At 64.1% G+C, this 26,412-nt stretch carries 27 protein-coding genes; 17 read left to right on the forward strand and 10 right to left on the reverse strand.

Annotated features, from left to right (window positions below):
- The first annotated feature begins 40 nt into the window (after positions 1-40).
- A complete protein-coding gene (locus NKJ08_RS16490) occupies positions 41-424 on the forward strand; it encodes a YybH family protein (RefSeq protein WP_352523902.1) in 384 nt (127 codons plus the stop codon).
- 119 nt (positions 425-543) lie between these two features.
- Here NKJ08_RS16490 and NKJ08_RS16495 read toward each other — a convergent pair whose 3' ends face one another.
- Positions 544-1,005 carry an Lrp/AsnC family transcriptional regulator gene (locus tag NKJ08_RS16495; protein WP_352523900.1) on the reverse strand — a complete coding sequence of 154 codons (462 nt, stop codon included), beginning with the start codon at positions 1,003-1,005 and terminating at the stop codon, positions 544-546.
- Between the two features lie 155 nt (positions 1,006-1,160).
- On the opposite strand from NKJ08_RS16495, the gene NKJ08_RS16500 reads away from it, so the two are divergent.
- Entirely contained in the window at positions 1,161-2,168 is a 1,008-nt protein-coding gene (locus tag NKJ08_RS16500) for an ornithine cyclodeaminase family protein (RefSeq protein WP_352779796.1), read from the forward strand.
- A gap of 80 nt (positions 2,169-2,248) precedes the next feature.
- Here the strand turns inward: NKJ08_RS16500 and NKJ08_RS16505 are convergent, their stop codons facing one another.
- Positions 2,249-3,181, reverse strand: coding sequence for a dimethylarginine dimethylaminohydrolase family protein (locus NKJ08_RS16505; RefSeq protein WP_352523897.1), 933 nt, complete (start codon positions 3,179-3,181; stop codon positions 2,249-2,251).
- Positions 3,182-3,214: 33 nt separating this feature from the next.
- Complete coding sequence (locus tag NKJ08_RS16510) at positions 3,215-4,807, reverse strand: zinc-binding metallopeptidase family protein (protein ID WP_352779798.1); 1,593 nt, start codon at positions 4,805-4,807, stop codon at positions 3,215-3,217.
- A 75-nt stretch (positions 4,808-4,882) separates the two neighbouring features.
- On the opposite strand from NKJ08_RS16510, the gene NKJ08_RS16515 reads away from it, so the two are divergent.
- The 6 genes from NKJ08_RS16515 to NKJ08_RS16540 all read left to right on the forward strand — a co-directional run bounded on the left by NKJ08_RS16515 (position 4,883) and on the right by NKJ08_RS16540 (position 10,356).
- Complete coding sequence (locus NKJ08_RS16515; protein WP_352523894.1) at positions 4,883-5,773, forward strand: LysR substrate-binding domain-containing protein; 891 nt, start codon at positions 4,883-4,885, stop codon at positions 5,771-5,773.
- Between the two features lie 251 nt (positions 5,774-6,024).
- Positions 6,025-7,119, forward strand: coding sequence for an ABC transporter ATP-binding protein (locus tag NKJ08_RS16520; protein ID WP_352523893.1), 1,095 nt, complete (start codon positions 6,025-6,027; stop codon positions 7,117-7,119).
- 75 nt (positions 7,120-7,194) lie between these two features.
- The gene (locus NKJ08_RS16525; protein ID WP_352523891.1) at positions 7,195-8,310 is read left to right on the forward strand and encodes an ABC transporter substrate-binding protein; all 1,116 of its coding nucleotides are present in this window, start codon (positions 7,195-7,197) and stop codon (positions 8,308-8,310) included.
- A 24-nt stretch (positions 8,311-8,334) separates the two neighbouring features.
- Positions 8,335-9,168 (forward strand): ABC transporter permease, encoded by an 834-nt coding sequence (locus NKJ08_RS16530; RefSeq protein ID WP_352523890.1) that lies wholly within the window; start codon positions 8,335-8,337, stop codon positions 9,166-9,168.
- Positions 9,169-9,172: 4 nt separating this feature from the next.
- The gene (locus tag NKJ08_RS16535; RefSeq protein WP_352523889.1) at positions 9,173-9,979 is read left to right on the forward strand and encodes an ABC transporter permease; all 807 of its coding nucleotides are present in this window, start codon (positions 9,173-9,175) and stop codon (positions 9,977-9,979) included.
- A gap of 89 nt (positions 9,980-10,068) precedes the next feature.
- Entirely contained in the window at positions 10,069-10,356 is a 288-nt protein-coding gene (locus tag NKJ08_RS16540) for a DUF982 domain-containing protein (RefSeq protein ID WP_352523888.1), read from the forward strand.
- A 132-nt stretch (positions 10,357-10,488) separates the two neighbouring features.
- Here the strand turns inward: NKJ08_RS16540 and NKJ08_RS16545 are convergent, their stop codons facing one another.
- From NKJ08_RS16545 to NKJ08_RS16560, 4 genes are all read right to left on the reverse strand, one after another.
- Entirely contained in the window at positions 10,489-10,797 is a 309-nt protein-coding gene (locus NKJ08_RS16545) for a HigA family addiction module antitoxin (RefSeq protein WP_352455430.1), read from the reverse strand.
- A gap of 26 nt (positions 10,798-10,823) precedes the next feature.
- Positions 10,824-11,102, reverse strand: a complete 279-nt coding sequence (locus NKJ08_RS16550; protein ID WP_352523887.1) for a type II toxin-antitoxin system RelE/ParE family toxin — start codon at positions 11,100-11,102, stop codon at positions 10,824-10,826.
- Between the two features lie 148 nt (positions 11,103-11,250).
- A complete protein-coding gene (locus NKJ08_RS16555) occupies positions 11,251-12,315 on the reverse strand; it encodes a glycosyltransferase family 2 protein (protein WP_352523886.1) in 1,065 nt (354 codons plus the stop codon).
- A 476-nt stretch (positions 12,316-12,791) separates the two neighbouring features.
- Positions 12,792-14,123: a dicarboxylate/amino acid:cation symporter gene (locus tag NKJ08_RS16560; RefSeq protein WP_352523885.1), complete on the reverse strand. Its 1,332-nt coding sequence runs from the start codon at positions 14,121-14,123 to the stop codon at positions 12,792-12,794.
- Between the two features lie 238 nt (positions 14,124-14,361).
- Here NKJ08_RS16560 and NKJ08_RS16565 point away from each other — a divergent pair, with 238 nt between their 5' ends.
- Together NKJ08_RS16565 and NKJ08_RS16570 are read left to right on the forward strand one after the other, a co-directional pair.
- On the forward strand, positions 14,362-16,221 hold the full coding sequence (locus NKJ08_RS16565; protein ID WP_352779805.1) for a sensor histidine kinase: 1,860 nt from the start codon (positions 14,362-14,364) through the stop codon (positions 16,219-16,221).
- 13 nt (positions 16,222-16,234) lie between these two features.
- On the forward strand, positions 16,235-17,590 hold the full coding sequence (locus NKJ08_RS16570) for a sigma-54-dependent transcriptional regulator (protein ID WP_352523883.1): 1,356 nt from the start codon (positions 16,235-16,237) through the stop codon (positions 17,588-17,590).
- Between the two features lie 30 nt (positions 17,591-17,620).
- Here the strand turns inward: NKJ08_RS16570 and NKJ08_RS16575 are convergent, their stop codons facing one another.
- Positions 17,621-18,364, reverse strand: a complete 744-nt coding sequence (locus NKJ08_RS16575) for a 2OG-Fe(II) oxygenase (protein WP_352779807.1) — start codon at positions 18,362-18,364, stop codon at positions 17,621-17,623.
- A gap of 196 nt (positions 18,365-18,560) precedes the next feature.
- Here NKJ08_RS16575 and NKJ08_RS16580 point away from each other — a divergent pair, with 196 nt between their 5' ends.
- The 7 genes from NKJ08_RS16580 (at position 18,561) to NKJ08_RS16610 (ending at position 24,527) form a co-directional block, all read left to right on the forward strand.
- On the forward strand, positions 18,561-19,286 hold the full coding sequence (locus NKJ08_RS16580) for a 3-keto-5-aminohexanoate cleavage protein (RefSeq protein ID WP_352523881.1): 726 nt from the start codon (positions 18,561-18,563) through the stop codon (positions 19,284-19,286).
- Positions 19,287-19,772: 486 nt separating this feature from the next.
- Complete coding sequence (locus NKJ08_RS16585; protein ID WP_023677254.1) at positions 19,773-20,276, forward strand: Lrp/AsnC family transcriptional regulator; 504 nt, start codon at positions 19,773-19,775, stop codon at positions 20,274-20,276.
- On the forward strand, positions 20,273-21,436 hold the full coding sequence (locus NKJ08_RS16590) for a saccharopine dehydrogenase family protein (RefSeq protein WP_352523880.1): 1,164 nt from the start codon (positions 20,273-20,275) through the stop codon (positions 21,434-21,436). Before NKJ08_RS16585 ends, NKJ08_RS16590 begins: the two co-directional genes overlap by 4 nt.
- Before the next feature lie 112 nt (positions 21,437-21,548).
- A complete protein-coding gene (locus tag NKJ08_RS16595) occupies positions 21,549-22,337 on the forward strand; it encodes an ABC transporter substrate-binding protein (RefSeq protein WP_352523879.1) in 789 nt (262 codons plus the stop codon).
- 92 nt (positions 22,338-22,429) lie between these two features.
- A complete protein-coding gene (locus tag NKJ08_RS16600; protein ID WP_352523878.1) occupies positions 22,430-23,101 on the forward strand; it encodes an amino acid ABC transporter permease in 672 nt (223 codons plus the stop codon).
- The gene (locus NKJ08_RS16605) at positions 23,098-23,772 is read left to right on the forward strand and encodes an amino acid ABC transporter permease (RefSeq protein WP_023677250.1); all 675 of its coding nucleotides are present in this window, start codon (positions 23,098-23,100) and stop codon (positions 23,770-23,772) included. The genes NKJ08_RS16600 and NKJ08_RS16605 overlap by 4 nt, the downstream gene beginning before the upstream one ends.
- Positions 23,773-23,798: 26 nt before the next feature.
- Positions 23,799-24,527, forward strand: a complete 729-nt coding sequence (locus NKJ08_RS16610; protein WP_352523877.1) for an amino acid ABC transporter ATP-binding protein — start codon at positions 23,799-23,801, stop codon at positions 24,525-24,527.
- Positions 24,528-24,613: 86 nt separating this feature from the next.
- On the opposite strand, the gene NKJ08_RS16615 is transcribed toward NKJ08_RS16610, so the two are convergent.
- Both NKJ08_RS16615 and NKJ08_RS16620 read right to left on the reverse strand, forming a co-directional pair.
- Positions 24,614-25,729 (reverse strand): tetratricopeptide repeat protein, encoded by a 1,116-nt coding sequence (locus tag NKJ08_RS16615; RefSeq protein ID WP_352523875.1) that lies wholly within the window; start codon positions 25,727-25,729, stop codon positions 24,614-24,616.
- A gap of 387 nt (positions 25,730-26,116) precedes the next feature.
- A partial coding sequence (locus NKJ08_RS16620) for a hypothetical protein (RefSeq protein ID WP_352782340.1) occupies positions 26,117-26,412 on the reverse strand: 296 nt, incomplete at its 5' end.

Consider the following 26,412-nt stretch of genomic DNA (forward strand, 5'->3'; position numbering starts at 1 on the left):
GGTGCGGTATCGATGACGGCGAGAAGCTAGGGAGGTAAGGATGACGGGCGACGAAAGAGCAATCCGAAAGCTGGTCGAGACGTGGATGGATGCGAGCAAGCGTGGAGACATCGCGACCGTCCTCAGCTTGATGACGGACGACGCTATCTTCATGGTTCCCGGCCGGGATCCCTTCGACAAGGAGATCTTCGCGGCAGCCGCGCAGGAGACGGCCGACGTTCATATCGACGGCACGAGCGATATCGTGGAACTACAGCTTCTCGGCAGTTGGGCCTTCATCCGCAGCCGCATCGACATGACCGCGACCCCGCCGAATGGCGAGCCGGTCCATCGATCGGGATATGCGCTGACGCTCCTGCGCAAGGAGGCGGATGGTGAGTGGCGGCTCGCGCGCGACGCAAACCTGCTGACCCTGCAAGGCTAGAGCCGGTCTCCGGCATCTCTGCATCGGAAGGCGCGCCAGGGGAGCGACCAGGGGGGAGCGATAAGATGGCGAAGATGCGATGCAGGTCGCCCTGAACAGCGTTCCGCTCCTCTACCCGATCACACCGGCAAAAGCGCGTTCGGCTTGACATCGGCGATGGAGGCGAAAGTGTGCGTTTCGCGCACGCCGGGCAGTGGCAGGATGACCCGCTGCAGGAAATCCTGGAACACCGCCATATCGGCGATCCGCGCCTTGACCAGATAATCGAAACCGCCAACCACCATATGGCACTCCAGAACCTCCGGAGCTTTCGCCACGGCTTCGGCGAAGCGGTCAAAGACATGCGGCGCCGTGTGGTCAAGCCGGACCTCGATGAACACCAGCGTTCCCCGGCCGACCTTGCGCGGATCAAGCACGGCCCTGACCGCGGTGATGAACCCGTCGCGGAACAGGCGCTTCACCCGCTGGCTGGTTCCGGTCGGCGACAGCCCGATACGGCCGGCAAGATCAAGCGTCGTCCGGCGCCCGTCTTCCTGCAGCAGCCGGAGCAGGCTGCGGTCTATCTGGTCGAGGTCGCCCATTTCACAATCCACGCTATCTTGGAGATTTGTGTGCTGATTTCACGCAGAGATGCCAAAATCAACGTATTTCATCACATAAAACCTCGCAATAGCCTGCGCTTCCCTCACCCACTCAAAACGTGGTGAGCCGATTTCGACGAACACAGGAGTGCAGGATGACCAAGGAAGCGTTCAGCCCAGCCGGCAAGAGTGCGGCGGAAATCAGCAAGGGAGCGACCGAGATCCTGGCGCTGAGCGAAGCCGACGTGATGGCGTGCATCGACCTCAGCCAGCTTCTCGATGTTCTGGAGGAGGGCTTCAAGGCGCTGTCACAAGGCAAAGTCGTCAATCCACCCCGACCACAACTCGACATCCCCGAGGCCGGCTACAGCCTCGCCATGCCGGCCTGGATGGAGGGGATGAATTTGACAGTCAAGATCGTCAACGTCTTCGAAGGCAACCTAGCCAAGAACTTGCCCAGCCACCTCGCCACCATCAGCCTGTTCGATCCGCTGTCCGGCCTGCCGGTGTGTATCATGGACGGCACATTCATAACCGCAGTGCGAACCTCCGGCTCCGCCGTGCTGTCGGTGCGCGCGCTTGCCCGCCGGGATGCCAGGACAGCGACAGTGGTCGGCGCCGGCGTGCAGGCCAACCAGCATCTGCATCTGTTGCCCTTGGTGCGCGATTTTGCCGAAATCCGTGTCGCTTCGAAGAGCTTCGACGATGCGGCAGCACTTGCCCGGCTGCATCCGTCGGTGGTGGCGGTCGCCGACCTCGAGACGGCAGTGCGCAGTTCCGACGTGGTGTGCCTGGCGACCCACTCCTACCAGCCGGTGATCGACGCAGGCTGGGTCCAGCCGGGCACGCATGTCTCCTCGGTCGGGGTGGCGCCGCCCGGCGGTGAAATGCCGATCGAGCTCATCGGCAAATCCAGTCTTTTTGTCGAAACCAAGGATGCATTCAAACGGACCCCGGTCGGTTCTTGCGAGCTTGCCGGCTTCGACCGGGATTTCGGCACCGAGCTTGGCGCCATGCTGCTCGACCGCGCGCCGGGCCGCGTTTCGGATCAACAGATCACCACCTACAAGGCGATGGGCATTGCGATGGAAGACATGGTCGCTGCCGACCTCGCCTATCGTTGCGCCCGGCGTCTGCGCAAGGGAAAGCTCATCGTGCTGTAGGCGCGCGCCGCGCGCCAGGCGGGATCGACGTTGCTGACAAAGGCGCTTTCGCGCAAGCGGCCGGGCTAAAGGCCGCCCCCTCAGGCCGGCTCGCGCTTCAGCGCCTGCGCCATGCAGTGAATGCCGCCGCCGGTCTTCGAGATCTCGCTCATGTCGATGGCCGCCACCTCGAAGCCGCGCGCCTTGAGCTGACCGATCAGCGTCTGGCTCGAGGTCGGCGCGATCACCCGGTCCTTGCCCAGCGACATGAAGTTGCAGCCGAGCGCCATCGTGTCCTGGAACGGCACGTCGATGATTTCGTGGCCCTTGCCCTTCAGCCAGTCGACGATGGCCGGCTCCGTGCAGGCGAGGCAGACAGCGGTCAGTTTTTCAGCGATCGGCACCACCATCAGGTCGATATGGACATAATATTCGTCGATGAAGGCGATGCGGGTCTCCCAGCCCTCCTTGTCGAACCAGGCCTGCACTTGGCGCGCGCCCTCCTCCTGCGTGCGGGCGCCACCGCAGCCGATCAGCACGACGCCGTCCTCGATGACGTTGAAGTCGCCGCCCTCGAACGTGCCCGCGGTGACCATGTCGTAGATCGGGATGCCGAGCTTCTCATAGGTGCGGATCGCCGCGTAGTTCTCGCCGCGCCGCCACCACTGGGCCATGGCGGTGATGATGGCGCCATACGGCGTCATGACGCTGGAATCGCGCGAGTAGACCTGCATCGGCAGTTCCGGCGTCGGCTCGTGCCAGTGGATGTTGACACCGAAATGCTCATAGGCGGCGACCAGATCCTTGTGCTGCGCTTGCGCGATCTGGACGTTGCATGGCGCTTCGCGCAGATGCTTGCGCGACAGCGAGCTGGTCGAGAGATGGCGCAGGAAATTCGGCGAGCCGAGCAGCACGTCGGTCAGGACATCGGTTTCGTTGGCGAAACCCCAGGCGGTCAGCGGCTTGGTGCCGCCGGCCGGGTTACGGCGCTGCAGCGAAAACGGCTCAGTGACGATGCGATCATGGACGGTCATGGGGTTCTCCTGGTGAAGGGTGGCCTTGGTTGATCATGTGGCTTGGTTGCTTGGTATCCACCAATCCCGTCCGCGCGGGGTGGTGATGTATTCCGGCCAGCGAAATCCAATCGGCGGCTCGTAGTCGCAGAGCGGCGCGATCCAGTTCGCGCCGCCAATGCCGCCGCCGGTGCGGCTGATGAATTCATCCGTCGCCGCATCGCGCGCGGCCTGGTCTTCCAGCAGGCGAAGTGCCGCCAGCGCGACCGTCTTTGCCGCGCAGGTGACCATCGGATCGATGGTGGCAGAAATGCCGCCCAGCGCATTCATCGCCCAGGACGGATAGGCGTGGCCGTTCTCGGATCGCAGCGCCGGCCGGGCGACGTAGAACCGCGCCGTCGGCGTCTGCCACGACATGTCGGTGTAATCGTCGGAGGTCGAATTCAGCTGCGATGGCGGCAAGTCACGGCGCAGGATCGCCTCGGCATCCTGCGGTGCAATCAGCCGCTCCAGTTCGTCGATGAACGGCTCGTCGGTGGCCGTGCCGCCGGCATTGACCTGGATTTCGCGGGCGATCGCCTTGGCCGTCTCGTCCCAGCGCGGCGGCCCGACCGCCGACAGCGCCTCATAGGCAATATCAGCCATAGCGTGGTTGGCGAGCCCCGGCCGCGACTTCGACACCCAGTGCCGCTCATGGCGGCAGCCGCCCATCTTGGCTGCGGCTTCGGCATTGCGGTCGAGCGTGGCGGTGACCTGCTCGGCCATCGCCAAGGTCGGCACGCGGATCATGTACTGGATCTCGGCCAATCCGGCCGGCAGATTATCGGCGGTCGCCTGCCCCGCCGTCAGGATCGCCTCGCTGATCGACCAGCCGCCCTGATGCGGCAACATGGAATCGCGTAGCGCCTTGGAGGCCATGTACATCATCATGAGCGCGTCGTTAGCGCCGGGCGCCCTGACCGCCGAATGCGCCTGCGGGATGGGCGCTGCGTCGCCTGCCGCCCTCGCCCAGTTCTGAGGCTCGTCGCAGATGAAGCGGTAGATCATCGCATAGGCCGCGCCGCAATGCGTGTCCCAGCGCGCCGTGTTGCACAGCGGCAGCATGTAAAAGGGATGGAAGGAGATCATGCCCGCCAGCCCATCGTAATAGCCCTTCGCGGCATGGATCGGCTTCGATCCCCTCACCTTCTCCGCCGGCTCGCCGGTGAAGCGCAGCGTGCCTGATACGCCGTGGCGCTGCATCGCCGCCTTGGTCGCCAGCAGCCCGCCGAGGCTGGCAATGCCGAGCCCGGAATGCGGATCGGTGTGGCCGCCGGCCTGTTCGCCGAGGCCCGGACGCGGTCGCTTCACCGTCGCCGCATCCTGGCAATTGCCAGGCACCGCGTCGTATTCGGCATATAGGCCGATTGTCGGGCCGGTCCCGTTGGTCCAATGGGCGCAGAAGGCGGTCGGCATGCCGCCGGAGCCTTCTTCGACCGAAAAGCCCTCATCCTTCAGGCGCTCGACATACCAGGCGGCGGACTGGTACTCGCGCCAGGCGGTCTCGCCGAAATCGAAGATCGTCCGCGTCCACGCCGACAGCGACGGCTGGATGTCGTCCAGACAGGCAAGCGCGGTCGCTTGCGCCGAGGTCACCGGTATCTCCATCCGTCAAAGAAAGCAGTGAAGCGCCTCGCCAAAAAGTGATATGTTTTTCCGGCTCATGCAAATTCGGTTCACCTCTTGAGAATTCCCTCGACGCAGGCGCTGCGCGCTCTCGACAGTTTTGCCCGCCACGGCAGCGTCTGGCGCGCCGCTGACGAACTGCATCTGACCCGCAGTGCGGTCAGTCATCAATTGCGCCTGCTCGAACGCGATCTCGGCTTCGACCTGCTCGAGCGCATCGGCAAGGGCGTGGCGCTCACCCCCCGCGGCCAGCGCTACGCCAGCGACGTGCGCAAGGCACTGACGGTGCTGGGCGACGCGGTGACGCGCCATGCCGGCACCGGCATCGGCGGCTCATTTAGTGTCAGTTGTACGCCGGGCTTCGCCTCGCTGTTCCTGTGCACCCATATCGGCGAGTTCCGGCAGATGTACCCCGACGTCGCGCTGCGCATCCTGACGCCACGGCGCCTCGACGATGTCAGCAACGCCGAGGCCGACGCCTTCATCGCCTTCGGCGTCGGCAACTGGCCGAACCGCGCGGTCGAGCTGCTGTGCGAGATTTCCTTCACGCCGCTGTGCAGCCCGACGCTGCTCAACAAGATCGGCGGCTTCTCCAAACCGGCAGACGTGCTGCGCGCCAATCTCCTGCATCTCGGCGATACCGAGGACTGGGCGCGCTGGCTGGCCCTGTCCAAGGTCGAGAACCCCGACGCTGAAGGCGGCATCTTCTTTTCCGACATGAACCTGGTCTTTTCGGCCGCGATCGCCGGCCAGGGCATCGCCATGGGCGACGAGCTGACCAGTCGCCGGGCGCTGAGCGAAGGCCGGCTGGTGCGTCCCTTCGACATCGCGATCAATTCGCCGCGCTCGTATTTCCTCGTCTCGGAACATGCCAAGGCGGCGCATCCGGTGCTAGAGGCGTTTGGGCGGTGGTTAAGGTCGAAGCTGTCGGAGAACAGGGAGCGCTAATCTCCCCCCTTGAGGGGGGAGATGGCCGCGAAGCGGCCAGAGGGGGTCGGTCCGACCGGGCTCGGCCTGCTGCTGCAGAGATTGCCGCTCCACGCGAGGCGACCCCCTCTGTCGCCTTCGGCGACATCTCCCCCTCAAGGGGGGAGATGTCGCCATAGATGAATCAAATTTGCCGGTCGGGCGAAAACTATTCGGTTGCGGTGAACCTATCCCCTGCCCTACGATTTCGCCTACGCTAAGGAAAGGGCAGGATGCAGCAACCCGGCCGGGCCGCAGAGATCAAGGCAATCGGGATCGGCAAGAGCTTCGGCTCGTTCCGTGCGCTGGACGATCTGACGCTCGATATCGGCCGTGGCGAGTTCCTGACCCTGCTCGGCCCCTCCGGTTCCGGCAAGACCACCTTCCTGATGATCCTTGCCGGTTTCGTTGAGCCGACCGACGGTCGCCTTTTTAGCGACGGCATCGACATCACCGACCGCCCGGCCGAGCAGCGTGCCGCCGGCATGGTGTTCCAGGGCTACGCGCTGTTCCCGCATATGAGCGTCGAGGCCAACATCGCCTTCCCGCTCAAGGTTCGCAAGAAATCGTCGGCCGAGATCAAGCGCCGCGTCGGCGAAATGATCGAGCGCGTCGGGCTGAAGGGCCACGAGAAAAAACTGCCGGCGCAGCTTTCCGGCGGCCAGCAGCAGCGCGTGGCGCTGGCGCGTGCTCTGGTTTTCGAGCCGGGCGTGCTGCTGCTCGATGAGCCGTTCTCGGCGCTCGACAAGGGCCTGCGCGGCCAGATGCAGGCCGAGATGAAGCGGCTGCACCAGGAGACCGGCACCACCTTCGTCTTCGTCACCCATGACCAGAGCGAGGCGCTGGCGTTGTCATCTCGCGTCGCCATCTTCAACCATGGCAAATTGCTGCAGGTCGGCGCGCCGGACGAGGTCTACGACCGGCCGGACAACCGCTTCGTCGCCGAGTTCCTTGGCGAGATCAACATGCTGCCGCTGAAGGGCGTGCGCCCGGCCGACAATGGCTCGACGGGCCTCTGCGAAGACCGCGCGATCAGCATGCGCTGCAAGGCCGAGAAGGTCCGTGGCGACGCCATCCTGGCGATCCGGCCGGAATATATGTCGATCGCCCGCGAAGCCGCCGCAGGCGAGAACGGCATTGCCGCGACTGCCGTCGCCTCGACCTATCTCGGCGCTGCAACGCGGCTCGATCTGACGACGCGCCAAGGCGCCAAGGTGACGGTCTCGGTGCCGAACGAGGTCGCCGCCTCTGCCCTCAGCAAGGGCAATTCCGTCTGGCTGACCTGGCCGGCGGAGAAAGGCTTCCTCCTTCCGGATGGAGGACAATGACGATCGGCGACGATCGGCGTGGCGAATTCGCCAAGCTGACTTTCAGGAAATACCAACGAAAAAAGGGGAACTGACATGACAAACCAAACCAAGAAAAATTCCATCGAGGCGCTGTCGGCCAGGGCAGTGCGCGGCGAGATCTCGCGCCGGCAGTTCACGCAACTAGCCGCACTGGTGCTGGCCGGCACGCCGATGCTGCTGCGCTCGACCGGCGCCTTTGCCGCGGCGAAGGAACTGGTGCTGGTCAACTGGGGCGGCGACGCCATCACCGCCTACGATGCGGCTTACGGCCAGGCCTTCACCAAGGAGACCGGCATCACCGTCAAGATGGACGGCTCCGGCCCGACCGAAGGCGCGATCGCGGCGCAGTTCAAGAGCGGCGCGCCGACCTGGGACCTGGTCGACGTCGATCCGTTCTCGGCCATCACGCTCGGCGCCCAAGGCATGCTCGAGCCGATCGACTATTCGATCGTCGACAAGAAGAAGATGCGGCCGGGCTTCGGCTGGGAATACGCCGCCTCGACCTATTTCTTCTCCTACGTCATCGCCTACGATGCCGAGAAATACGGCAGCCAGGCACCGACCGGCATGGCCGACTTCTTCGACGTGGCGAAATTCCCCGGCAAGCGCTCGCTCTACAAATGGGGCGTGTCGAGCTGGGAAGCGGCACTGCTCGCCGACGGCATCGCGCCGGCCTCGCTCTACCCGCTCGACCTCAAGCGCGCGCATGACAAGATCGCCGCCTTCAAGGAAAACGTCGTCGCCTATTGGGGTGGCGGCGCCGAAAGCCAGAGCGTGCTGCTCAACGGCGAGGCCTCGATGGCGATCGTCTGGTCGACGCGGGCTTCGCTCATCGAGCAGGATTCCGGCGGCAAGATCAAGTTCATCTGGGACCAGGGCCTGATCTCGCCCGGCGCACTGGCCGTGCTCAAGGGCAATCCCGGCGGCAAGGACGCGGCGATGAAGTTCATTGCCAGCGCCCAGGATCCGCAAAAGCAGCTCGTGATGTTCGAAAAGCTCGGCCAGGGCCCGGCGAACCCGGCCGCCGACGCGCTGATCCCCGCCGACAAGAAGCGCATCAATCCGGTCGATCCCGAGAACATGAAGAAGCAGATCCCGCTCGACATGGATTGGTACGCCAAGAACTACGGGGCGGCACTCGACGAATACACGAAGATCATCTCCGCCTGACAAGCCGGGATAACCGGGGGCGAGATGAGAGCATACCTCTCCGACAGAATGGGCGCGGCGCTGTTGATGGCGCCGCTGCTCCTCTTTCTTGTCCTGGCCTATGCCTGGCCATTCCTCGGCGTGGTCAAATGGAGCTTCACCCTGCCCACACCGGGGCTGGGGCAGTACAATGCGCTACTCACGGATCAGTTGGTGCAGTCGGTCTTCATCCGCACGCTGCGCATCGCGGCGATCGTCACCGTCGTTTCGGTTGCCGGCGCCTACGCCATCACCGTTGTCTGGGTGCGCGGCACGCCGGCGCAGCGCGTCGTGGCCGAGTTCTGCATCCTGGTGCCGTTCTGGATCTCGGTGCTGACGCGCGCCTTCGGCTGGGTGGCGCTTTTGTCCAATCGCGGCCTGATCAACACCTGGCTGCAGGCGATCGGCTTCATCTCAGAGCCGCTGGCGCTGGTGCGCAACGAGTTTGGCGTCATTGTCGGCATGACGCATTTCCTCATCCCCTTCGCCGTGTTTCCGCTGGCGTCTTCCATGCGCAGCCTCGACGACCGCGTGCTGCTCGCGGCGCGCGGCCTCGGCTCCAGCCGCATGCGCACCTTCTGGTCGGTGTTCGTGCCGATGACCCGCTCCGGCATCATCGGCTCGGCGCTGATCGTCTTCGTCTTTTCGCTCGGCTTCTTCGTCACGCCGGCGATCCTCGGCGGCGGCCGCAGCGTGATGGTCGCCGAGCTGATCTATCTCCGCATCTTCCAGAGCCCGGACTGGGGCCTGGGCGCCGCAATCAGCGTTGTGCTGGTGCTGTTCGTCGGCGCGCTGATGGCGCTGCTGTTCCGCTACGTGCGGCCGAAACAAATGGTGTAGCGCGATGCCGACCTACCGCCCCGGTCCCGTCTCGCTGGTCCTCGCCGCCCTCGTCGCGCTGTTCCTGCTGCTGCCGCTGCTTGCCGTCATCCCGGTGTCGCTGACGCCGAGCCGCATGCTGGCGATGCCGTCGGGCGAGCTGTCGCTGCGCCACTACCGGGCGCTGATCGAGGATCCGCGCTGGATCGCCTCGATCCTGCTCAGCATCAGGATCGGCGTCGTCAGCAGCGCCTTTTCTACCGTGCTGGCGCTCTGCTTCAGCCTCGGCGTCTGGATGTTCCAGCCGCGCTTCACTACAGCACTTGTCGGTTTCGTGCTGCTGCCGATGGTGGTGCCGCCAGTGGTTTCGGCAATCACGCTCTACTTCCTGCTGACCTCGATCTCTGGCGTCAGCTCGTTCTTCGGCTATGACACCTGGCTCGGTGTCGCCATGGCGCATGCGGTGATGACCGTGCCCTTCGCCACGGTGCTGATCCTGGTGTCGCTCAGCCAGCTCGACCGCCGCATCGACCTCGCCGCGCGCGGCCTCGGCGCGACGGTGTGGGAGCGCGCCACCCGCATCATCATGCCCAACATCAAGTTCGGCATCGTCACCGCAGCGTTGTTGTCGTTCGTGCTCTCCTGGGAAGAGATCGGCGTCACGCTGTTCATCACCTCGGTCAACGCCATCACGCTGCCGCGCCTGATGTGGATGGGCCTGCGCGACAACATCGACCCGGCGATCGCCGCGCTCTCGGTGATCCTGATCGTCATCACGGTTCTGGTGCTTGTGGCGCGCAGCGTCGTCGTCAGGCTGCGCGAGACGCAGTAAACGCCGCCTCACGCCGTGGTGACTGGCGCAAATGAAACCTTGCGCTACGATTTTCGTTATAAGTGGTTCAACACGTCGAAGGCTCCGCCATGAACCAGGGATGGTTTTCCAAGCCGGTTGCGGTTGCGGTCGGCATCGTGGGAGATATCCGCAATATTTCCAACGCACGGCAGGCTGTCGAGTTGCTGACAGCCCACTGGCGTGACGCCGGCAGCGCCAAACACGGGTTGGCACTGCGCGCATGCCGCCGCGCCACAAGCGACGACCGCTGGACTGAAGCCGCCAGGGACGCGTTCGTCGAGGCCGCGCGGGAGGCGCATGTTCTGGTCGAGCGAGCCGTCGAACCGGAGGACCGGTCCCGGCAGGCGGAGCCGTGATCGATTTGTGAGAGCGTCGGTGGTATTTCCCTGCCTTTCGTCACCGGCCCTGCCTTTCCTTACCGGCAATGTGAGGCCCGGAACCCGACGTCCAGGCCGACAATGCTTCCCGTTCGGCGGACTTATTGCGTTTCAGGCAGCATGCAGCCTCGGGATGGCGCTGACGTCGACCTCGCGCTCCGCATGCCAGGCATCATAGGCAGCCTGCATCCTGAGCCAGATCGCGGCGCCGTCGCCGAACATCTTTCCAAGACGGGCGGCGACAGCCGGCGACACCGGCTTCTTTTCGCGGATGATATCATAAAGCTGCTGGCGCGAGATTCCGAGCAGATTGGCGATTTCCACCTTGGTCTTTCCGGTTGCCGGGATAATGTCGTCAAGCAGCGCTCCAGGGTGGGATGGGCAACGCTCCATCGGACGCATCGGCTCATACACGCTCATAAATCGCCTTCTCCAATCTGGCCGCCTCAATGGTACTGTTCGAAATCGACGCGGGCGGCATCATTGGCGTCGAATTCGAATGTGATGCACCACGGCCCGTTGACATGCACCGTGTAGCGGATCGGGTTGAAGCCCTTCAAAGCGTGGAAGTCGAAGCCGGGCAGGCCCATGTCATCACGCCTTTCCGAGACTTCCAAACGGTCAAGCCGAACGAGGATGCGCTTATGCATCTTGGCGTCGATCTTTCCGGACTTTCCGGTTTGAAAGAGATCCGCCAGCGCCTTGTGCTTGAACGACTTTATCATGCATTATGTAAGCACATAGCTTACGCACGTCAACTAGGTGTAAGCAAATAGTTTACAGAGCAGTTCAGGCCTATCAAAGGCAATGATCGCGCCCATGGACGCCGGGCCGGATCGGGCGAATACTTGGCGGAGCTATGTCACAGCGCCGTTACCCCATAGCGTGGCGAATGGTCTTGGACAGGCGGCTCAGGAATGCCGGCCTCGACGATGCGTCGAGCTTCCACGACAGCACCGCCGTCGCCATTTTCCGCGGCAACACCCCAACCGACAGGAACCATGCGGCAAGGATGGCGCGCCGCCGCAAGGATGCGGTCATTTCGAGGCTGGCGACGGCGCCGGCCGCCCCGAGCGCCAGCCGGGAATCGTCGGCCACGGGGTGTCGGCCTCTGTCGGCGCAGAGCGACGCCAGCCGCTCTTCCAGGTGGACCGGATCGTGGCGGACGGCATCCGACGGCACGATGGTCAGGCCGATCCCCGAGGCCTGGTCCGACAGTGCCTGCATGCGGTGGAAATCGTGGGTTACCCGCCAGCGTGCCCGCTCAGCGAGCTTTTCACCGAAGACTGAATGGTTCGCACCATGGATCCGGTAAGCGCCGACGCATTCGTCGATGGACTGGACGTGCCCGTAAAGCGGCGCCAGCGTTGCAAGATAGCCGTCGGCGCCCTGGCGGAACTCCGGCTCCGGTATCGGCATGATCGATTCCAGCGTCGCCCGGTCAAAGGCCAGCCCACTGGTCACGGTCGTCTGATAGCGACCCTTGTGCAGCAGTTTCGGCATGACGTCGCCGCTGTCGAAAGGCAGTTCGAGTGGCGGAAAGACGTCCTTGATGTGTTGTCCTTCGTCGACGATGTGCAGTCTGGACTGCACCTGGGCGGTTGCCTCGTCCCAGGTGTCGACGATGGTGGAGACGGCGGTTGGGTAAAGATAATCGTCGGCGTCGAGGAACAGAACGATCTTGCCCGAACTTGCGGCAAAGCCGGTGTTGAACGCCGCCGCATGTCCGCCATTTTGCGCTCGCGGGCATGCGAGAATCTCGTCGCGATATGATTCCATGATTATCGTGGAATGGTCCTGCGATGCATCGTCGACGACGATGACTTCGACGTCCGCGTAGTCCTGCTCGAGGGCGCTGTCGATGCTGCGTTTGAGGAAACGCGCATAGTTGTAATTCGGGATAATGATGGATACCGGAATTCTCGGGACAGACTGCATCGCGTTTGACCTCGCATCTTGCTTTGGTTCGGCAAAGGCCCGCTCATGGGCCTGCCCCCTCTTCAAGCGCCCCTCTTGGCGCGCAACGAGTTCCCTGGGAAAAGGCTTGCGCTTTCCCCCAGGAGACAGGTCACGTTTCGCTTTGCGACATCGTACTGAGGCCGCCATTGCCTTCGAGGGCTGCCGCCATGGTCAGGGTCGGCGGCAGCAAAAGCTCCGACGGTTTCGGCCACGGTGATGCGCAACCGAGCACGACGGAAATGACTCGTCGTCGGTCGCGATCAGGTCGGGATCGAAGCGGACGGGCGCCTTGAAGGCATGGCGGATACTGACCTTCAAATGCGGCTGGAACAAGCCCCGCGCCAAAAATAGAGCCACTTCAGGTTGCGTTTCCGGCGGCATGCAGCGAAGGCCGGTGCTTTGCCCCGGAGCCGGCGAACCGGCTCCCGGGCCTTGTAGTCATGTGGCCCGAACAGTCAGGCGGCCTGCAGTCCTGGCCGCGACAGGTCGACTTCCTCCGGCAAGTCGCCGGCCATGGCGGCGGCAAACTTCGTCTGGTCGAGTTCCCCCTCCCAGCGCGCCACCACCACTGTCGCTACCGCGTTGCCGATGAAGTTGGTCAGCGCCCGGCATTCCGACATGAAGCGGTCGACACCGAGGATCAGCGCCATGCCGGCAACCGGCACCGTGGGTACGACCGAAAGCGTCGCCGCCAGCGTGATGAAGCCGGCGCCGGTGATGCCGGCGGCACCCTTGGAGCTCAGCATGGCGACCGCTAGCAGCAGGATCTGATCGCTGTAAGTGAGTGGCGTGTCGGTCGCCTGCGCGATGAACAGCGCGGCAAGCGTCATGTAGATGTTGGTGCCGTCGAGGTTGAAGGAATAGCCGGTCGGGATGACCAGGCCGACCACCGAGCGGTTGCAGCCGGCGCGCTCCATCTTGGCCATTAGGCCCGGCAGTGCCGCTTCCGAGGACGAGGTGCCGAGCACCAGCAGCAGCTCTTCCTTGATGTAGCGGATCAGCGCCAGGATCGAGAAGCCGTTGTAGCGGGCAACCGCGCCAAGCACCACCAGCACGAACAGCAGCGCGGTCAGGTAGAATGTACCGATCAGCATGGCGAGATTGGCGATCGAGCCGATGCCGTATTTGCCGATGGTGAAGGCCATGGCGCCGAAAGCGCCGATCGGCGCGGCCTTCATCAGGATGGCGACGAGGCGGAAGATCGGTGCGGTCAGCGCCTGCAGGAAATCGACCACCGGACGGCCGCGATCGCCGACCAGCGCCAGGGCGACACCGAACAGCACCGAGAAGAACAGCACCTGCAGGATGTCGCCCTGCGCGAAGGCGCCGGTGATGGTATCGGGGATGATGTTCATCAGGAAGCCGACGATGGTTGTGTCGTGCGCCTTCTCGGCGAAGGTCGCCACCTTGGTGGTGTCGAGCGTGGCCGGATTGATATGCATGCCAGCGCCGGGCTGGACGACATTGGAGACGACCAGGCCGACGACAAGCGCCAGCGTCGAGAACACCAGGAAATAGATCATCGCCTTGCCGGCGACGCGGCCGACCTTCTGCAGGTCGGAAACGCCGGCGATGCCGGTCGCCACCGTCAGGAAGATCACCGGCGCGATCACCATCTTCACCAATTTGATGAAGGCGTCGCCGAACGGCTTCATCGCCTCGCCGGTTTCCGGATAGAAATGGCCGAGCAGCACGCCGGCGGCGATCGCCGCCAGCACCTGCACGTAAAGATGCCGGTATAAGGGAAGTTTGCCGCGCGGCTCGGCGGCAGCGAATGCTGTCTGCATGACGTCCTCCATGGCGCCCCGATCGAAAGCTCGACTCCCCGGGGCAGTTGTTTTGACACCAGCAGCCTCGCGACTGCCGAATTCGTGTTTGCAACAGCCGTGCCAAATACGCAGAAGAGCTCTTCATCATTGATTTTGTTGAGCATTCGCGAACGTCCGCACTGCTGGACGCATGGACAAGTGCGAATCTCCGCATAGGTCGAATTGTGTTTTGTGCGAGTTCATGCACAAATGGGCGATGCTGCAACGCCCCGTCGGTGCCTTGTCTTCGATGCCCGAGCAACTCGCCAGGCGGGCACGCCGTGCCTGGCTGCTGTTTACGGCTATCGCCCTGCTGATCGTCACGGCAGCGCTCTACGGCGCCGGCCTCTACGGCCGCACAGCCGAGGTCGGGACCTTGGCGGCGCAGGGACGTACCGACGCCAATCTGAAGGTCGCGCTGCTGCGCGCCGTGCTCGAAAGCCCGCGCGCCCTGCCCCTGCTTTTGTCCGCAGACCAGCAAGTGCGTGACGCGCTGTCGCAGAAAAACGCCACGGCAATCGATGTGCTGAACCGCAAGCTTGAGGGGCTGGTTTCCGGCACCAAGGCGTCGGTGCTCTATGTCATCGGCACCGATGGACTGGCGATCGCCTCCAGCAACTGGCGCGAGCCGATCAGCTTCGTCGGCAATGACTACCGTTTTCGCGATTATTTCTCCGGCGCGATGCAGGCCGGAACCGCCGAGTATTTTGCGCTCGGCAATGTCAGCAAGCGTCCCGGCCTCTACATTTCGCGTCGCGTCGGCAATGCAGCCGCACCGCTCGGCGTCGTCGTCGTCAAGATGGAGTTCGACCAGCTCGAAGCCGACTGGCGCGAGGCGAACCGCCCGGCCTATGTCACCGACGAGAATGGCGTCGTACTGATCACCAGCGTGCCGTCCTGGCGCTTCATGACAACCGCGCCGCTGGCTGCACCTGAGCAAGCCGCGATCCGAGACAGCCAGCAGTTCGGCGACGCGCCGCTTGTTCCGTTGCCGATCATGCACCCGCAGGCGCTGAGTTCGGATGTGTCGGTCGTCCACGCGGTAACGCCCGGCGGCAGCGATGCGGAGTATCTGCGCCTTTCCACGCCGGTCCCTTCGACCGCTTGGCAGCTCGACTATCTGGTCCCGGCCGAACCGCCGATTGCCGCTGCCGTCCGCGAAATGCGGCTTCTGGTGCTGGGTGTCGTCGTGCCGCTGCTCGGCCTGGCCGCGTATCTGTTGTGGCGCCGGCAGTCGGCGCAGATGCGGATTGCCGCCGAACAGGCGGCGCGCACCGAGCTCGAACGTCGCGTCGTCGAAAGGACCGAGGATCTGAGCCGCGCCCGCGACCGGCTGCAGGCCGAGATCACCGGCCACCGCAGCACGGAAGCCAAACTCCAGGTCGTGCAGCAGGATCTGGTTCAGGCCAACCGCCTCGCCATCCTCGGCCAGGTCGCCGCCGGCGTCGCTCATGAGATCAACCAGCCGGTCGCCACTATCCGCGCCTATGCCGACAATGCCCGCACCTTCCTCGACCGCAAGCAGACCGGGCCGGCCGAGGAAAACCTCGGCGCCATCGCAGCACTTACCGAACGTATCGGCTCAATCACCGAGGAACTGAAGGCATTTGCCCGCAAGGGCCGCACAGCCGCCGAGCCTGTCGAATTACGCGATGTCATCGAGGGCGCCGTCGTGCTGCTGAGAAGCCGCTTTGCCGGCCGGCTCGACGCATTGGCCATCGACCTGCCGCCGCCTGCCCTCAAGGTCATGGGCAATCGGGTCCGGCTCGAACAGGTGCTGATCAATCTCTTCCAGAACGCGCTGGAAGCGCTGGAAGGCCGCGACAACGCCAGGGTGCAGGTATCGGTCGAAGAGACCGCGGACGGCGTGACGGTCGGCGTGTCCGACAACGGACCCGGCATTCCGCCTGCGATCCTCAAATCGCTGTTCACGCCGTTCAACACCTCCAAGGAAAAAGGCCTCGGCCTGGGCCTCGTCATCTCGAAGGACATCGTCGCCGATTATGGCGGCCGCATCGATGTTTCGAGCGCTGACAGCGGCACCCGCTTCACCATCCATCTCTCAAAAGCAGCGTAATGGCAAAGGCATCATGACGAACGACAATGCCGCGCCGGTAATCCTCATCGATGACGACAGCGACCTCTTGAAGGCCACCGCACAGACCCTGGAGCTTGCCGGCTTTTCGGTCTCCGCCTTTGCGGTGGCGGCCGAGGCGCTGGCCAGGCTCGACGCCGGTTTTGCCGGCGTCGTGGTGTCGGATATCCGCATGCCGGAGATCGACGGCTTGCAGCTCTTCAATCGCATCCTGCGGCTGGATGCCGACATTCCGGTCATCCTCGTCACCGGGCATGGCGACATCGCCATGGCGGTCAAGGCGATCAAGGACGGCGCCTATGACTTCATCACAAAGCCCTTCGCCGCCGACCGGCTGGTGCAGAGCGTGCGCCGCGCAGCGGAAAAGCGCCGCCTGGTCATGGAGAACCGCGCCTTGCGCGAGGCGGCCGGAGAGGCGCAGGACGGCCTGCCGCTGATCGGCCAGACACCGGCGATGGAAAGGCTGCGCCGCACGCTGCGCCAGATCGCCGACACCGATGTCGACGTGCTGGTGACCGGCGAGACCGGCTCCGGCAAGGAGGTGGTGGCAAGCCTTTTGCACCGCTGGAGCCGCCGCGCCAGAGGCAATTTCGTCGCGCTGAATTGCGGCACGCTGCCGGAGACCGTCATCGAGAGCGAATTGTTCGGCCATGAGGCCGGCGCCTTCACCGGCGCGCAGAAGAAGCGGATCGGCCGCATCGAGCACGCCAGCGGCGGCACATTGTTCCTCGACGAGATCGAAAGCATGCCGGTCTCGACACAGGTGCAGATGCTGCGTGTGCTGGAGATGCGCGAGGTCACCCCGCTCGGCACCAACGAGTTGCGGCCGGTGGATCTGCGCGTCGTCGCCGCCGCCAAGGTCGATCTCGGCGATCCGCACCAGCGCGGCACGTTTCGCGAGGACCTCTACTACCGGCTCAACGTGGTGACGATTTCCATTCCGCCGCTGCGCGAGCGCCGCGACGACGTCGCCCTGCTGTTCTTCTATTTCGCCGAGCGCGCCGCCGCCCGCTTCCGCCGTCCGGTCCCGGCAGTGCCGGCCGCGGTGCATCGCCACCTCAGGGAGCATGACTGGCCGGGCAACGTGCGCGAACTGGCGCATTTCGCCGAGCGGCTTGTGCTTGGATTGGAGGAAGGCCTTGCGGCATCATCCCCTGCCCCGACCCAATCGAACACCGCCATGAAGCTGCCGGGGCGGCTGGAGCTTTACGAGGCCGACATCATCCGCGAGACGCTTGGCCGCAACGGGGGCGACGTCAGGCGCACGATCGAAGCGCTGGGGATTCCGCGCAAGACTTTTTACGACAAGCTCCAGCGCCACGGCATCGTGCGCAGCGATTTTTCCAGGTAACGATCTCGGCGCATCGACCGAGCGACTCGGCTATTTGGCGTCGAGGAAGATGATGCCGACGGTGTGGCGCATGCCGGAGCGAAGCCGGCTGACGCCGTGCCTGAGATTGACCCGGTAGCTGCCTTTGCTGCCCTGGACCGGACGGTTGTGGACCGCGAAGGCGACCGCATCGCCCTGGCGCAGCGGCACCACCTCGGCGCGGCTCTGCATGCGCGGGCGCTGCTCGGTCAGCACGAACTCGCCGCCGGTGAAATCCTTGCCTGGTTCGGATAACAGGATCGCGACCTGCAGCGGGAAGGCAAGATCGCCGTAGAGATCCTGATGCAGGCAATTGAAGTCGCCGGGAACATATTGCAGCAGGAGCGGCGTCGGCCGCGTCTGGCCCTGCTCATGGCATTGCTTGAGGAACGCGGCGTGTTCGTCGGGGTAGCGCTGCGCCATACCCATGCGCTCGTTCCAGTCGTTGGCGACCGCGGCGAGGCGCGGATAGAGCGCGGTTCGCAAGCCGCCGATCAAATCGGGCAAGGGATAGCGGAAATAGCGGTACTCGCCCTTGCCGAAGCCATGCCGCGCCATATGGACATGGCTGCGGAAATGTTGCTCCTGCGGGTAAAGGCCGGCGATCTCCCGGCATTCGTCCGGCGTCAGCAGCTTCTCCATCACCGCGCAGCCATAGCCGCTCAGCTCCTCGGCCAATGCCTGCCAATCATATGCCGCGACGCGCGTTTCGGCCGACCGGACCGCTGCTGCCGGAACAGTCGAATGGATGATCATGGGTTGCCTCCTGTGGCTTGCGTGCCTGTCATCAGAAATGGGTAAGCGACACGCGCAAACCACCCGTTTCCTGCCGAATGGCCACAAAGGGCTCGCATGGGCAACGGTTGCCGCCTGCCAATGTGGCCGCGTCACGCTGGGCATTACAGGCTCGCAGCGCTAGACTGATGGCAACCGTAAACGAGCTGCCTCTCCCATGATTGTCCAGACCTGCATCAATGGCGCTCGCAGCGCCGATTATCACCCGCAGCTGCCGCTTGATCCCGAAGCCATGGCGCGTGACGGTACCGCCTGCGTCGCCGCCGGCGCTGCCGAGCTGCATGCCCATGCGCGCGGGCTCGGCGGCCGCGAAAGCCTTGCGCTGGAGGCGATGGACCGCACCATGCTTGCGCTTCGCCGCGCCTGCCCGGGAACGCTGATCGGCGTGTCTACAGGCGCCTGGATCGAGAACGACGACCAGCGAACGCTTGCCGCGATCGCCGGCTGGAGCGAACTGCCCGACTATGCCTCGGTCAATCTGAGCGAAGACGCCGCGCCCGCCGTCATGGACCGCCTGCGGCAGCGCGGCATCGGCATCGAAGCCGGGCTCGCCTCGGCCGCCGATGCCGAGCGCCTGGTAAGCCTCGACCATGGCAAACGGGTGCTGCGCATCCTGATCGAAATCTCCGAGCAGGAGCCGGACGCGGCGCTGGCGATCTGCGACGATGTCGTCGCCGTGCTCGACGGCGCTGGGATGCGGCGAGCGATCCTGCTGCACGGCGCCGACGCCACGGTCTGGCCGTTCGTGCACAAGGCGGCGGAGCGTAACTGGTCGACACGCGTCGGGTTGGAAGACGGCAAGCAGCTCCCTGATGGAACGGTGGCATCCGGTAACGCCGCGCTGACAGCGGCAGCCGTCGCGATCTTCCAGACCAGCCGGTAGCGCGGGGAAAGGTTGATGACGGCCAAGGCACTGAAACTTTAAAGGTATGAAACAAAAACCCACCTCGGCGACCGGGAGCCCAGCGCGGTATGGCGCACGAAACTATCAGCCGCTGACGCTCCGGACAAAACGCAAAAAGCTCCGGCCTTCAAAGGTATCCGGAAAACAAAAAACCCGCCTCCGGGGGGGGCGGGTCAGCGGCGCGAATCAGCACCATACCCAAATTAGTAGCATAGCTGCCGGCACAAAGCAAGAACAAAATGTGGCGACATCGACGAAGCTGCCAATTTCCCCCTGTGGGGGAGATGCGCAAGGGGGAGATCGCGGCTTCGCCGAAGCGACTGATCATGTCTTGCCTGAACGCACACAGGGAACGGGCACAGAGGGATGATATGGCTCTTGCCGTTGTTAAAAATTCCTCCTAGGGTATTTTCACATCAGAAAGAAAACTCCATCATTTCTTTCCATTTATGAAAGCCTGGGCGTTTGCGGGAACACCTCGATCAGACCGACCGGCGACTGGTCAAGCTGCTGTCGCAGGACGCGCAGCTTGGCGTCAATCGCCTCGCCGAGAAGATGGCGATCTCGGTGCCGACCGTGCGTATGCGGCTGCGCAACCTGCTCGACCGCAACCTGCTCAAGATCGTCGGGCTGCTCAACCTGACCGAACGTCCCGAGCTGATCTCGGCGATCGTCGGCATCAACGCGCAAGGGCGCGGCCGCGCCCGCGAGTTGGCGCAGCGCATCTCAGAACTGCCTTTTGTGAACTCGGCCGCTGTCGTCACCGGGCGCTTCGACATCATCGTCGACGTAACCGTGGCCGGCGATGTTGCCGATCTCTACCGCGTCACCAGCGAGTTGATCCCCGGCGCTGGCGAACCCGGCGAGGTCGTGCGCAGCGAGACCTTCGTCGTCATGGCCTCCTGCAACAAATGGGTCAGCCTGCCGGAAGGCTGCTGGTCGGACGAGACGCGAAAGGAAATGGCATGAAGATCGCGGTTCTCGGGGGGCTCGGCCTGCAAGGCCGGGCGGCGATCGCCGATCTCGTCGCCAGCGTCGGCGTCGAGCAAGTGGTCTGCGTCGATACCGCAACCGACGGCGCTGCGCGGCTTGGCGGCCTGACCGACCTTGCCCGGGTGCGTCTTGTCGTGCCGGAGGGCGCAATCGGCCCGGCATTGGCCGATGTGATGAAGGACGTCGACGCCGTCATCGACCTGTTGCCGCAGCCGTTGATGCGCGAGGCGGTGCAGGCGGCGATCGCGACGCGCACGCCGCTGGTCACCACCAATTACGGCAAGGCCATCGCCGATCTCGCGCCGGAAGCCGAAAAGGCCGGCGTTTCGATCGTGACCGAATGCGGGCTCGACCCCGGCATCGACCTTGTGCTCTACGCACGCGCCGCAAGCCAGTTCGACACTATCACCGCGATCGATTCCTACTGCGGCGGCATCCCCGAGCCGAAGGCGGTGGTCGAGCCGCTGTGCTACAAGGTGAGCTGGAACTTCGACATGGTTCTGATGAGCCAGAACCGCGACAGCGTGCTGGTCGAGGACGGCAAACGGGTCGATGTGCCGGCCGCCCGCCAGCACGACAATCGTTTCATCCACGAGATCGAGGTCGCGGGGCTCGGCGGGCTGGAAGCCTTCCCCAATGGCGACGCACCGCATTATGCCAGCATGCTCGCCGCCACCAAGGGGCTGCAGCGCTCCGGCCGCTATTCGCTGCGCTGGCCGGGCTGGTCGGCATTCTGGGCGCCGCTGAAGCAGCTCGGCTTCCTGTCCGAGGACAAGGTGCCCGGCATCGGTGCCAGCCCACGCGAATTTCTCGGCCGGCTGCTTGGCCCGCAACTGCAATACGGCGCCGACGAGAAGGATCTTTGCGTGATGCGCAATGTCTTTGTCGGCAGCGAAGGCGGCCGACGCAAGACCGTGACCTCGGAACTGGTCATCGAACGCGATCTCGCCACCGGCCTGTTCGGCATGAGCCTCGGCGTCGGCTATCCCGCTAGCATCGTGGCGCAGATGCTGGCGCGGCGCGAGATCGCCACGCCTGGCCTGCTCAACCCGCTGCTGCATGTGCCCGACGGCCGCTTCCTCGACGAACTGGCCAGGCGCGGCATCAAGGTCGCCGAAACGGTGAGCTGGGATTGAAAATTTTCGAACGGTGGTTGCCGCCGGCAACGGCGCTGCCGCTCAAAAAGCACCTCCAACGGGGTGAAACAACAAAGTGGAACGACAAACGACAACAAGGAGGAATGCCCAAATGAAGATTGCCAAGCTTTTCATCGCCGGTCTCGCGCTCGCCGGCCTCACAGCAGCCGCCAGTGCCGGAACGCTCGACGAAATCACCAAGCGCGGCGAGTTGCGCGTTGCCGTGCAGACGCAAGGACCTCCCTTCTCGCTGGTCGGCGCCGCCGGCGAGCGCACCGGCAGTTCGGTCGAACTCGCCGAATTGATGGCCAAGGAAATGGGCGTCAAGATCACCTTCCTCGACTTCGACTGGGACGGCCTGATCCCGGCGCTGCTGTCGGGCAAGGCCGATCTTCTGGTCGCCGACATGACGCCGACATTGGCGCGTGGCATGAAGGTCGCCTTCACCAGGCCTTACATGTACACGGGCAGCACCGTCTTCACCAAGGCTGGTACCGCCTTCAAGTCCACCGAGGACTGCAAGGCCAAGGGCACCAAGATCGCGGTGCTGCTCGGCGCCACCGGCGAGAAGGAAGCCAAGGCCGCCTTCCCCGATGCTGACATCAAGAGCTACAAAGGCGGCGGCCCGCTGCTGCTCGATGCCGTCAACAACGGCCAGGCCGATTGCGGCGTCAACGACGTCTCGGCGGTCAAGGGCCAGTCGACCGCCTACCCGGCCGGCAGCTTCACCATCATGCCGGACATGCTGTCGAAGGAGCCGCTTGCCTTCGCCACGCGCTATGACGAGCAGGACCTGCTGACCTGGATGAACCTGTTCCTCGACCAGGTCAGCCTCGACGGCCGCCTGCAGAAGAACCTGGATTACTGGGTCAATTCCGACGACTGGAAGAAAGACCACTAAGCAGCAAAAGAGTTTCGGACGGTTTCGCGCGCGCCTCGGCGTTCACGAAACCGCCCGAAGTCGCTTGTCCGCTAGAGGAACCCCGCCCAACAATGCTCGAAAACTTCAGCTTCCGCACCATCGTCGAATATCTGCCGTTGTTCGGGCAGGGCCTCGTCACGACCGTGTGGCTGTCTGCGCTCTCCTTTGCCGGCGCGCTCGCCGTCGGCATCGTGCTCGCCGCGATGAATTTGCAGCGCGGCCGGCTGTTTCGCGTTCCGGCCAAGGCCTATATCGACGCGGTGCGCGCCACGCCCTTGCTGGCACAGCTCTATTTCCTCTATTTCGGCCTGCCGCGGCTCGGCCTCATCCTGCCCGAGTTCGTCGTCGGCATTTTAGCGCTGTCGCTGAATAGCGGCGCCTATGTCGCCGAGATCATCCGCGCCGGCATCCTGTCGATCCCGCGCGGCCAGGTCGAGGCCGGCGTCGCCTCGGGGATGACCTATGTCCAGCGCATGCGCCTCGTCATCCTGCCGCAGGCGTTCAAAGTGACGATCCCGCCGCTGCTCGGCCAGGCGATCGTGCTGGTCAAGGATTCGGCGCTGCTGTCGCTGATCTCGGTCGCCGAACTGACGCGCGCCGGCCAGCTGCTCGCCTCAGACCGCTTCATGCCAGCGGAAGGTTTCATCACCATCGCCGCCTTCTACCTCCTGCTCTATTACGGGCTGAAGGGTCTGGCGGCACTCTCCGGGCGCTGGCTCGGCCTCGCGGGGGCACGGACATGATCTGGCAGCAGCTGCAAAGCATCGCCGGCAGCTATCCGCTCGCCTTGCGCGGTCTCGGCATGACCGTGGTGCTGTCGCTGATCAGCCTGGTGCTGGGCACGCTGCTCGGCTTTGGCCTCGGCATCCTGCGCACCGGCGGCAACCGGCTGATCAGCGGCGCGATCGGCGCCTGGGTCGACCTGATCCGCGGCACGCCGTTCCTGGTGCAGATCTTCCTGATCTTCTTCATCCTGCCGGAACTCGGCATCGAGCTCGATGCCTTCACCGCCGGCATCATCGCGCTGACCAATCTGGCCGCCTGCTTCATCTGCGAGATCGTCGTCGCCGGCATCCGCTCGGTGCCGACCGGCCAGGTCGAAGCGGCGCTCGCGTCCGGCCTGTCGCGCTGGCAGCGCATGCGCCAGGTGGTGCTGCCGCAGGCGATGCGCATCGTGCTGCCGCCGCTGGTCGGGCAATATGTGCTGCTGATCAAGGATTCCTCGGTCGTCTCGGCCATCGGCCTGACCGACCTCACCCGCGTCGGCTGGCTGGTGGTGCAGCGTGTACCCAATGGGCTGCTGGTCTTCTTCCTCGTCGGCCTCGGTTACTTCATCGTCTGCTACCCCCTGATCATGCTGGCCCGCCGGCTGGAGCAACGCATGGGCGCGGCCCATGGCGAGGTGCAATTGTGACGAATCCCAGCAAAAATGGCACTGGCATGATCGAATTTCGCGGCGTCAACAAATGGTTCGGCCAGCTCAACGTGCTGAAGGAAATTACGCTCAGCGTCGAGCCGCGCGAAGTGGTCGTCGTCTGCGGGCCGAGCGGCTCGGGCAAGAGCACCTTGATCCGCTGCATCAACGGCCTGGAGACGATCCGCGACGGCGACCTGGTGGTCGACGGCCAGCGCCTCGGCGACGCCGCCACCAACATGACACGGCTGCGCACCGAGATCGGCTTCGTCTTCCAGTCGTTCAACCTCTACCCGCACAAGACCGCGCTCGAGAACGTCACGCTGGCGCCGATCCATGTGCGCAAGATCCCGCGCATAGAAGCCGAGAAGGCCGGGCGCGAGTTGCTCGCCAAGGTCGGCCTCGCCGACAAGGTGAACGCCTATCCGGCGCAGCTGTCCGGCGGCCAGCAGCAGCGCGTGGCGATCGCCCGCTGCCTCGGCATGCGCCCCAAGATCATGCTGTTCGACGAGCCGACCTCGGCGCTCGACCCCGAGATGATCTCGGAAGTGCTCGACGTCATGGTCGCGGTCGCCGAGGAAGGCATGACCATGATGGTGGTGACGCACGAAATGGGCTTTGCCCGCAAGGTCGCGCAGCGCGTGGTGTTCATGGATGCCGGCGCCATCGTCGAGAGCGGCACGCCCGAGGAGTTCTTCTCCAACCCGAAGACCGACCGCAGCCGCGCCTTCCTCAGCAAGATCCTGCGGCATTGACAGCAGCGACAATACGCACCGAACCTGCCGTCGCCTTTGCGCCGAGGTTGCGCTCGAGCCTACAATGAATCATCCGCAGCGGCGCACTATGGCGACACACCGAGCGCGCGCAGTGCCTTGCCTGCCGCGACATATTCGATGAAGTCGTGGGGGCAGTCGCGTACCGCAAGCCGGTACCGCCGCAAGGCTTCATCGTCACGGCCGTCGAGCCGGTAAAACTCCGCGACATAGAGATTGGCCTCGCATAGATTTCCGCGTTTCTTGGCCGGGACGGGATCGTCGGCTGCGGCCAACGCTGCTTCGGGCGTCTGTTCGCCAAGAAACATGCGAACCAGCGGCGCCGGCCATCTGGCCATGTCGAGCCTGCTGGCTGCCTGCCGCAAATGGCTCGCGCCACCACTGCGCCGCTCAGCCAGATCCGCCCAGATCGCAAAATAGGCATTGTCGGGCGCAAGTTCCGCCGCCGCGGCAAGGTCGGCTTGCGCCTTGGCCGGTTCGCGATCGTAGAAGTAGTAGATTCCCCTGCTTCCATAAGGGTTGACATAGGTCGGATCGAGCGTGATCGCCTGGCTGTAGTCGGCGACGGCGCGCTCTGCATCACCCTTTGCGCCCCAGGAAATGGCCCGGTTGTTGTAAGCGTAGGGGTGTTGGGGATCGAGGCTGATCGTCTCGTCGAAATCGGCGATGGCGCGGTCGAACTCGCCCATCCTGTTGAAGACGAAGCCGCGGTTGTTGTAGGCTTGGAAATATGCCGGATCGAACTCGATGGCGTGGCTGTAGTCGGCGATGGCGCGAGTGTCGTCGCCCTTATGAGCCCAGGCGCGGCCTCTGTTGTAGTAGGTCTCAGCTTTTCCTGGATCGAGCTCGATCGCCCGATCGAAGTCACTGATGGCGCTGTCGTTCTCGCCCTTGTCGAGCCATATCTGTCCGCGCTCGTTGTAGGCATCGATGTCGTCCGGATCGAGAGCGATGGCGTTGTCATAGTCTGCAATAGCCCGGTCATCGTCACCGCTGTCAGTCCAGGCGATTGCCCGGCCGTGGTAAGCGATGGCGCGACTGCCCGGGCTTCGCGTCCTGTCCTCGATGATCCGCGTGCAGGCGGCGATCCGCTGTAAGCCTGCAGCAGCGCCACCGCAATCGTCGCTATCCTCGGTCAGTGCGGGAGCACAAAGCGCAAGCAGCACGATGAGACCGGCCAGCACCCGCCGCCCTCCTTGATTCAACCGTTCGATTAGCCGCCCATCAAACATCAGCAGAATTTGATCACAATTATAGGTTGTTGGCCTCATGCCAACTTGATCAAACAAATCTTTGTTCTTCGCAAGTCATCCCCGCAAAGAAATGGTCAAGTCGAGCCCGTCACGCAGCTGAGGCGCCTGTACTCTGGATTAGCCCGTAGGTGCGCTTTCCGGCGGATCTGGCCGGGTCGGGAGGCTGACGGAGCGTGGCGCCGAAGCCTCAGCTGCGCCCCTGTTCCATTTCGATTGAATGGAAATGGGGCTCTATCTTGCTGTTTGACCGCGATCTTATCCGCAAACCGGTTTCCACTTTTCGGGATCATGGTTCTAGAGCGGCCGCGGCCGGCGTCGTCAGCCGAACGTCGCCAGAGGCTCGGCGCTGATCTCAACCCACATCGGTGTCGATCCGGTAATGGACGGTGGTGCCGCAATCCGGGCAGAAGCTGTAGATGACGCGGCCGCCCTCGTCGCCAAATCTTGCGCCGGGTTAACGTCCGCTCTGGGCCTAAGATCTGCCGAAGCGTTCAGCCGACCAAGCGGCAGCAATGGGTGGATTGTGTTGAAAAAGTCCGGGTTGCAGCAGTCCTGAAGCACTGATTCAATCTTCGTCGTAAGAGGAGATTGAGTCGATGATGGGCGAGCAAAGT

This window comes from Mesorhizobium sp. M0244, assembly GCF_040321795.1.
Taxonomy (GTDB): Bacteria; Pseudomonadota; Alphaproteobacteria; order Rhizobiales; family Rhizobiaceae; genus Mesorhizobium.

Coding starts and splice junctions, on each gene's coding strand:
- NKJ08_RS16490 (WP_352523902.1), top strand. CDS start 41: ATGACGGGCGACGAAAGAGCAATCCGAAAGCTGGTCGAGACGTGGATG.
- NKJ08_RS16495 (WP_352523900.1), bottom strand. CDS start 1,005: ATGGGCGACCTCGACCAGATAGACCGCAGCCTGCTCCGGCTGCTGCAG.
- NKJ08_RS16500 (WP_352779796.1), top strand. CDS start 1,161: ATGACCAAGGAAGCGTTCAGCCCAGCCGGCAAGAGTGCGGCGGAAATC.
- NKJ08_RS16505 (WP_352523897.1), bottom strand. CDS start 3,181: ATGACCGTCCATGATCGCATCGTCACTGAGCCGTTTTCGCTGCAGCGC.
- NKJ08_RS16510 (WP_352779798.1), bottom strand. CDS start 4,807: ATGGAGATACCGGTGACCTCGGCGCAAGCGACCGCGCTTGCCTGTCTG.
- NKJ08_RS16520 (WP_352523893.1), top strand. CDS start 6,025: ATGCAGCAACCCGGCCGGGCCGCAGAGATCAAGGCAATCGGGATCGGC.
- NKJ08_RS16525 (WP_352523891.1), top strand. CDS start 7,195: ATGACAAACCAAACCAAGAAAAATTCCATCGAGGCGCTGTCGGCCAGG.
- NKJ08_RS16530 (WP_352523890.1), top strand. CDS start 8,335: ATGAGAGCATACCTCTCCGACAGAATGGGCGCGGCGCTGTTGATGGCG.
- NKJ08_RS16535 (WP_352523889.1), top strand. CDS start 9,173: ATGCCGACCTACCGCCCCGGTCCCGTCTCGCTGGTCCTCGCCGCCCTC.
- NKJ08_RS16540 (WP_352523888.1), top strand. CDS start 10,069: ATGAACCAGGGATGGTTTTCCAAGCCGGTTGCGGTTGCGGTCGGCATC.
- NKJ08_RS16545 (WP_352455430.1), bottom strand. CDS start 10,797: ATGAGCGTGTATGAGCCGATGCGTCCGATGGAGCGTTGCCCATCCCAC.
- NKJ08_RS16550 (WP_352523887.1), bottom strand. CDS start 11,102: ATGATAAAGTCGTTCAAGCACAAGGCGCTGGCGGATCTCTTTCAAACC.
- NKJ08_RS16555 (WP_352523886.1), bottom strand. CDS start 12,315: ATGCAGTCTGTCCCGAGAATTCCGGTATCCATCATTATCCCGAATTAC.
- NKJ08_RS16560 (WP_352523885.1), bottom strand. CDS start 14,123: ATGCAGACAGCATTCGCTGCCGCCGAGCCGCGCGGCAAACTTCCCTTA.
- NKJ08_RS16565 (WP_352779805.1), top strand. CDS start 14,362: ATGCTGCAACGCCCCGTCGGTGCCTTGTCTTCGATGCCCGAGCAACTC.
- NKJ08_RS16570 (WP_352523883.1), top strand. CDS start 16,235: ATGACGAACGACAATGCCGCGCCGGTAATCCTCATCGATGACGACAGC.
- NKJ08_RS16575 (WP_352779807.1), bottom strand. CDS start 18,364: ATGATCATCCATTCGACTGTTCCGGCAGCAGCGGTCCGGTCGGCCGAA.
- NKJ08_RS16580 (WP_352523881.1), top strand. CDS start 18,561: ATGATTGTCCAGACCTGCATCAATGGCGCTCGCAGCGCCGATTATCAC.
- NKJ08_RS16590 (WP_352523880.1), top strand. CDS start 20,273: ATGAAGATCGCGGTTCTCGGGGGGCTCGGCCTGCAAGGCCGGGCGGCG.
- NKJ08_RS16595 (WP_352523879.1), top strand. CDS start 21,549: ATGAAGATTGCCAAGCTTTTCATCGCCGGTCTCGCGCTCGCCGGCCTC.
- NKJ08_RS16600 (WP_352523878.1), top strand. CDS start 22,430: ATGCTCGAAAACTTCAGCTTCCGCACCATCGTCGAATATCTGCCGTTG.
- NKJ08_RS16605 (WP_023677250.1), top strand. CDS start 23,098: ATGATCTGGCAGCAGCTGCAAAGCATCGCCGGCAGCTATCCGCTCGCC.
- NKJ08_RS16610 (WP_352523877.1), top strand. CDS start 23,799: ATGATCGAATTTCGCGGCGTCAACAAATGGTTCGGCCAGCTCAACGTG.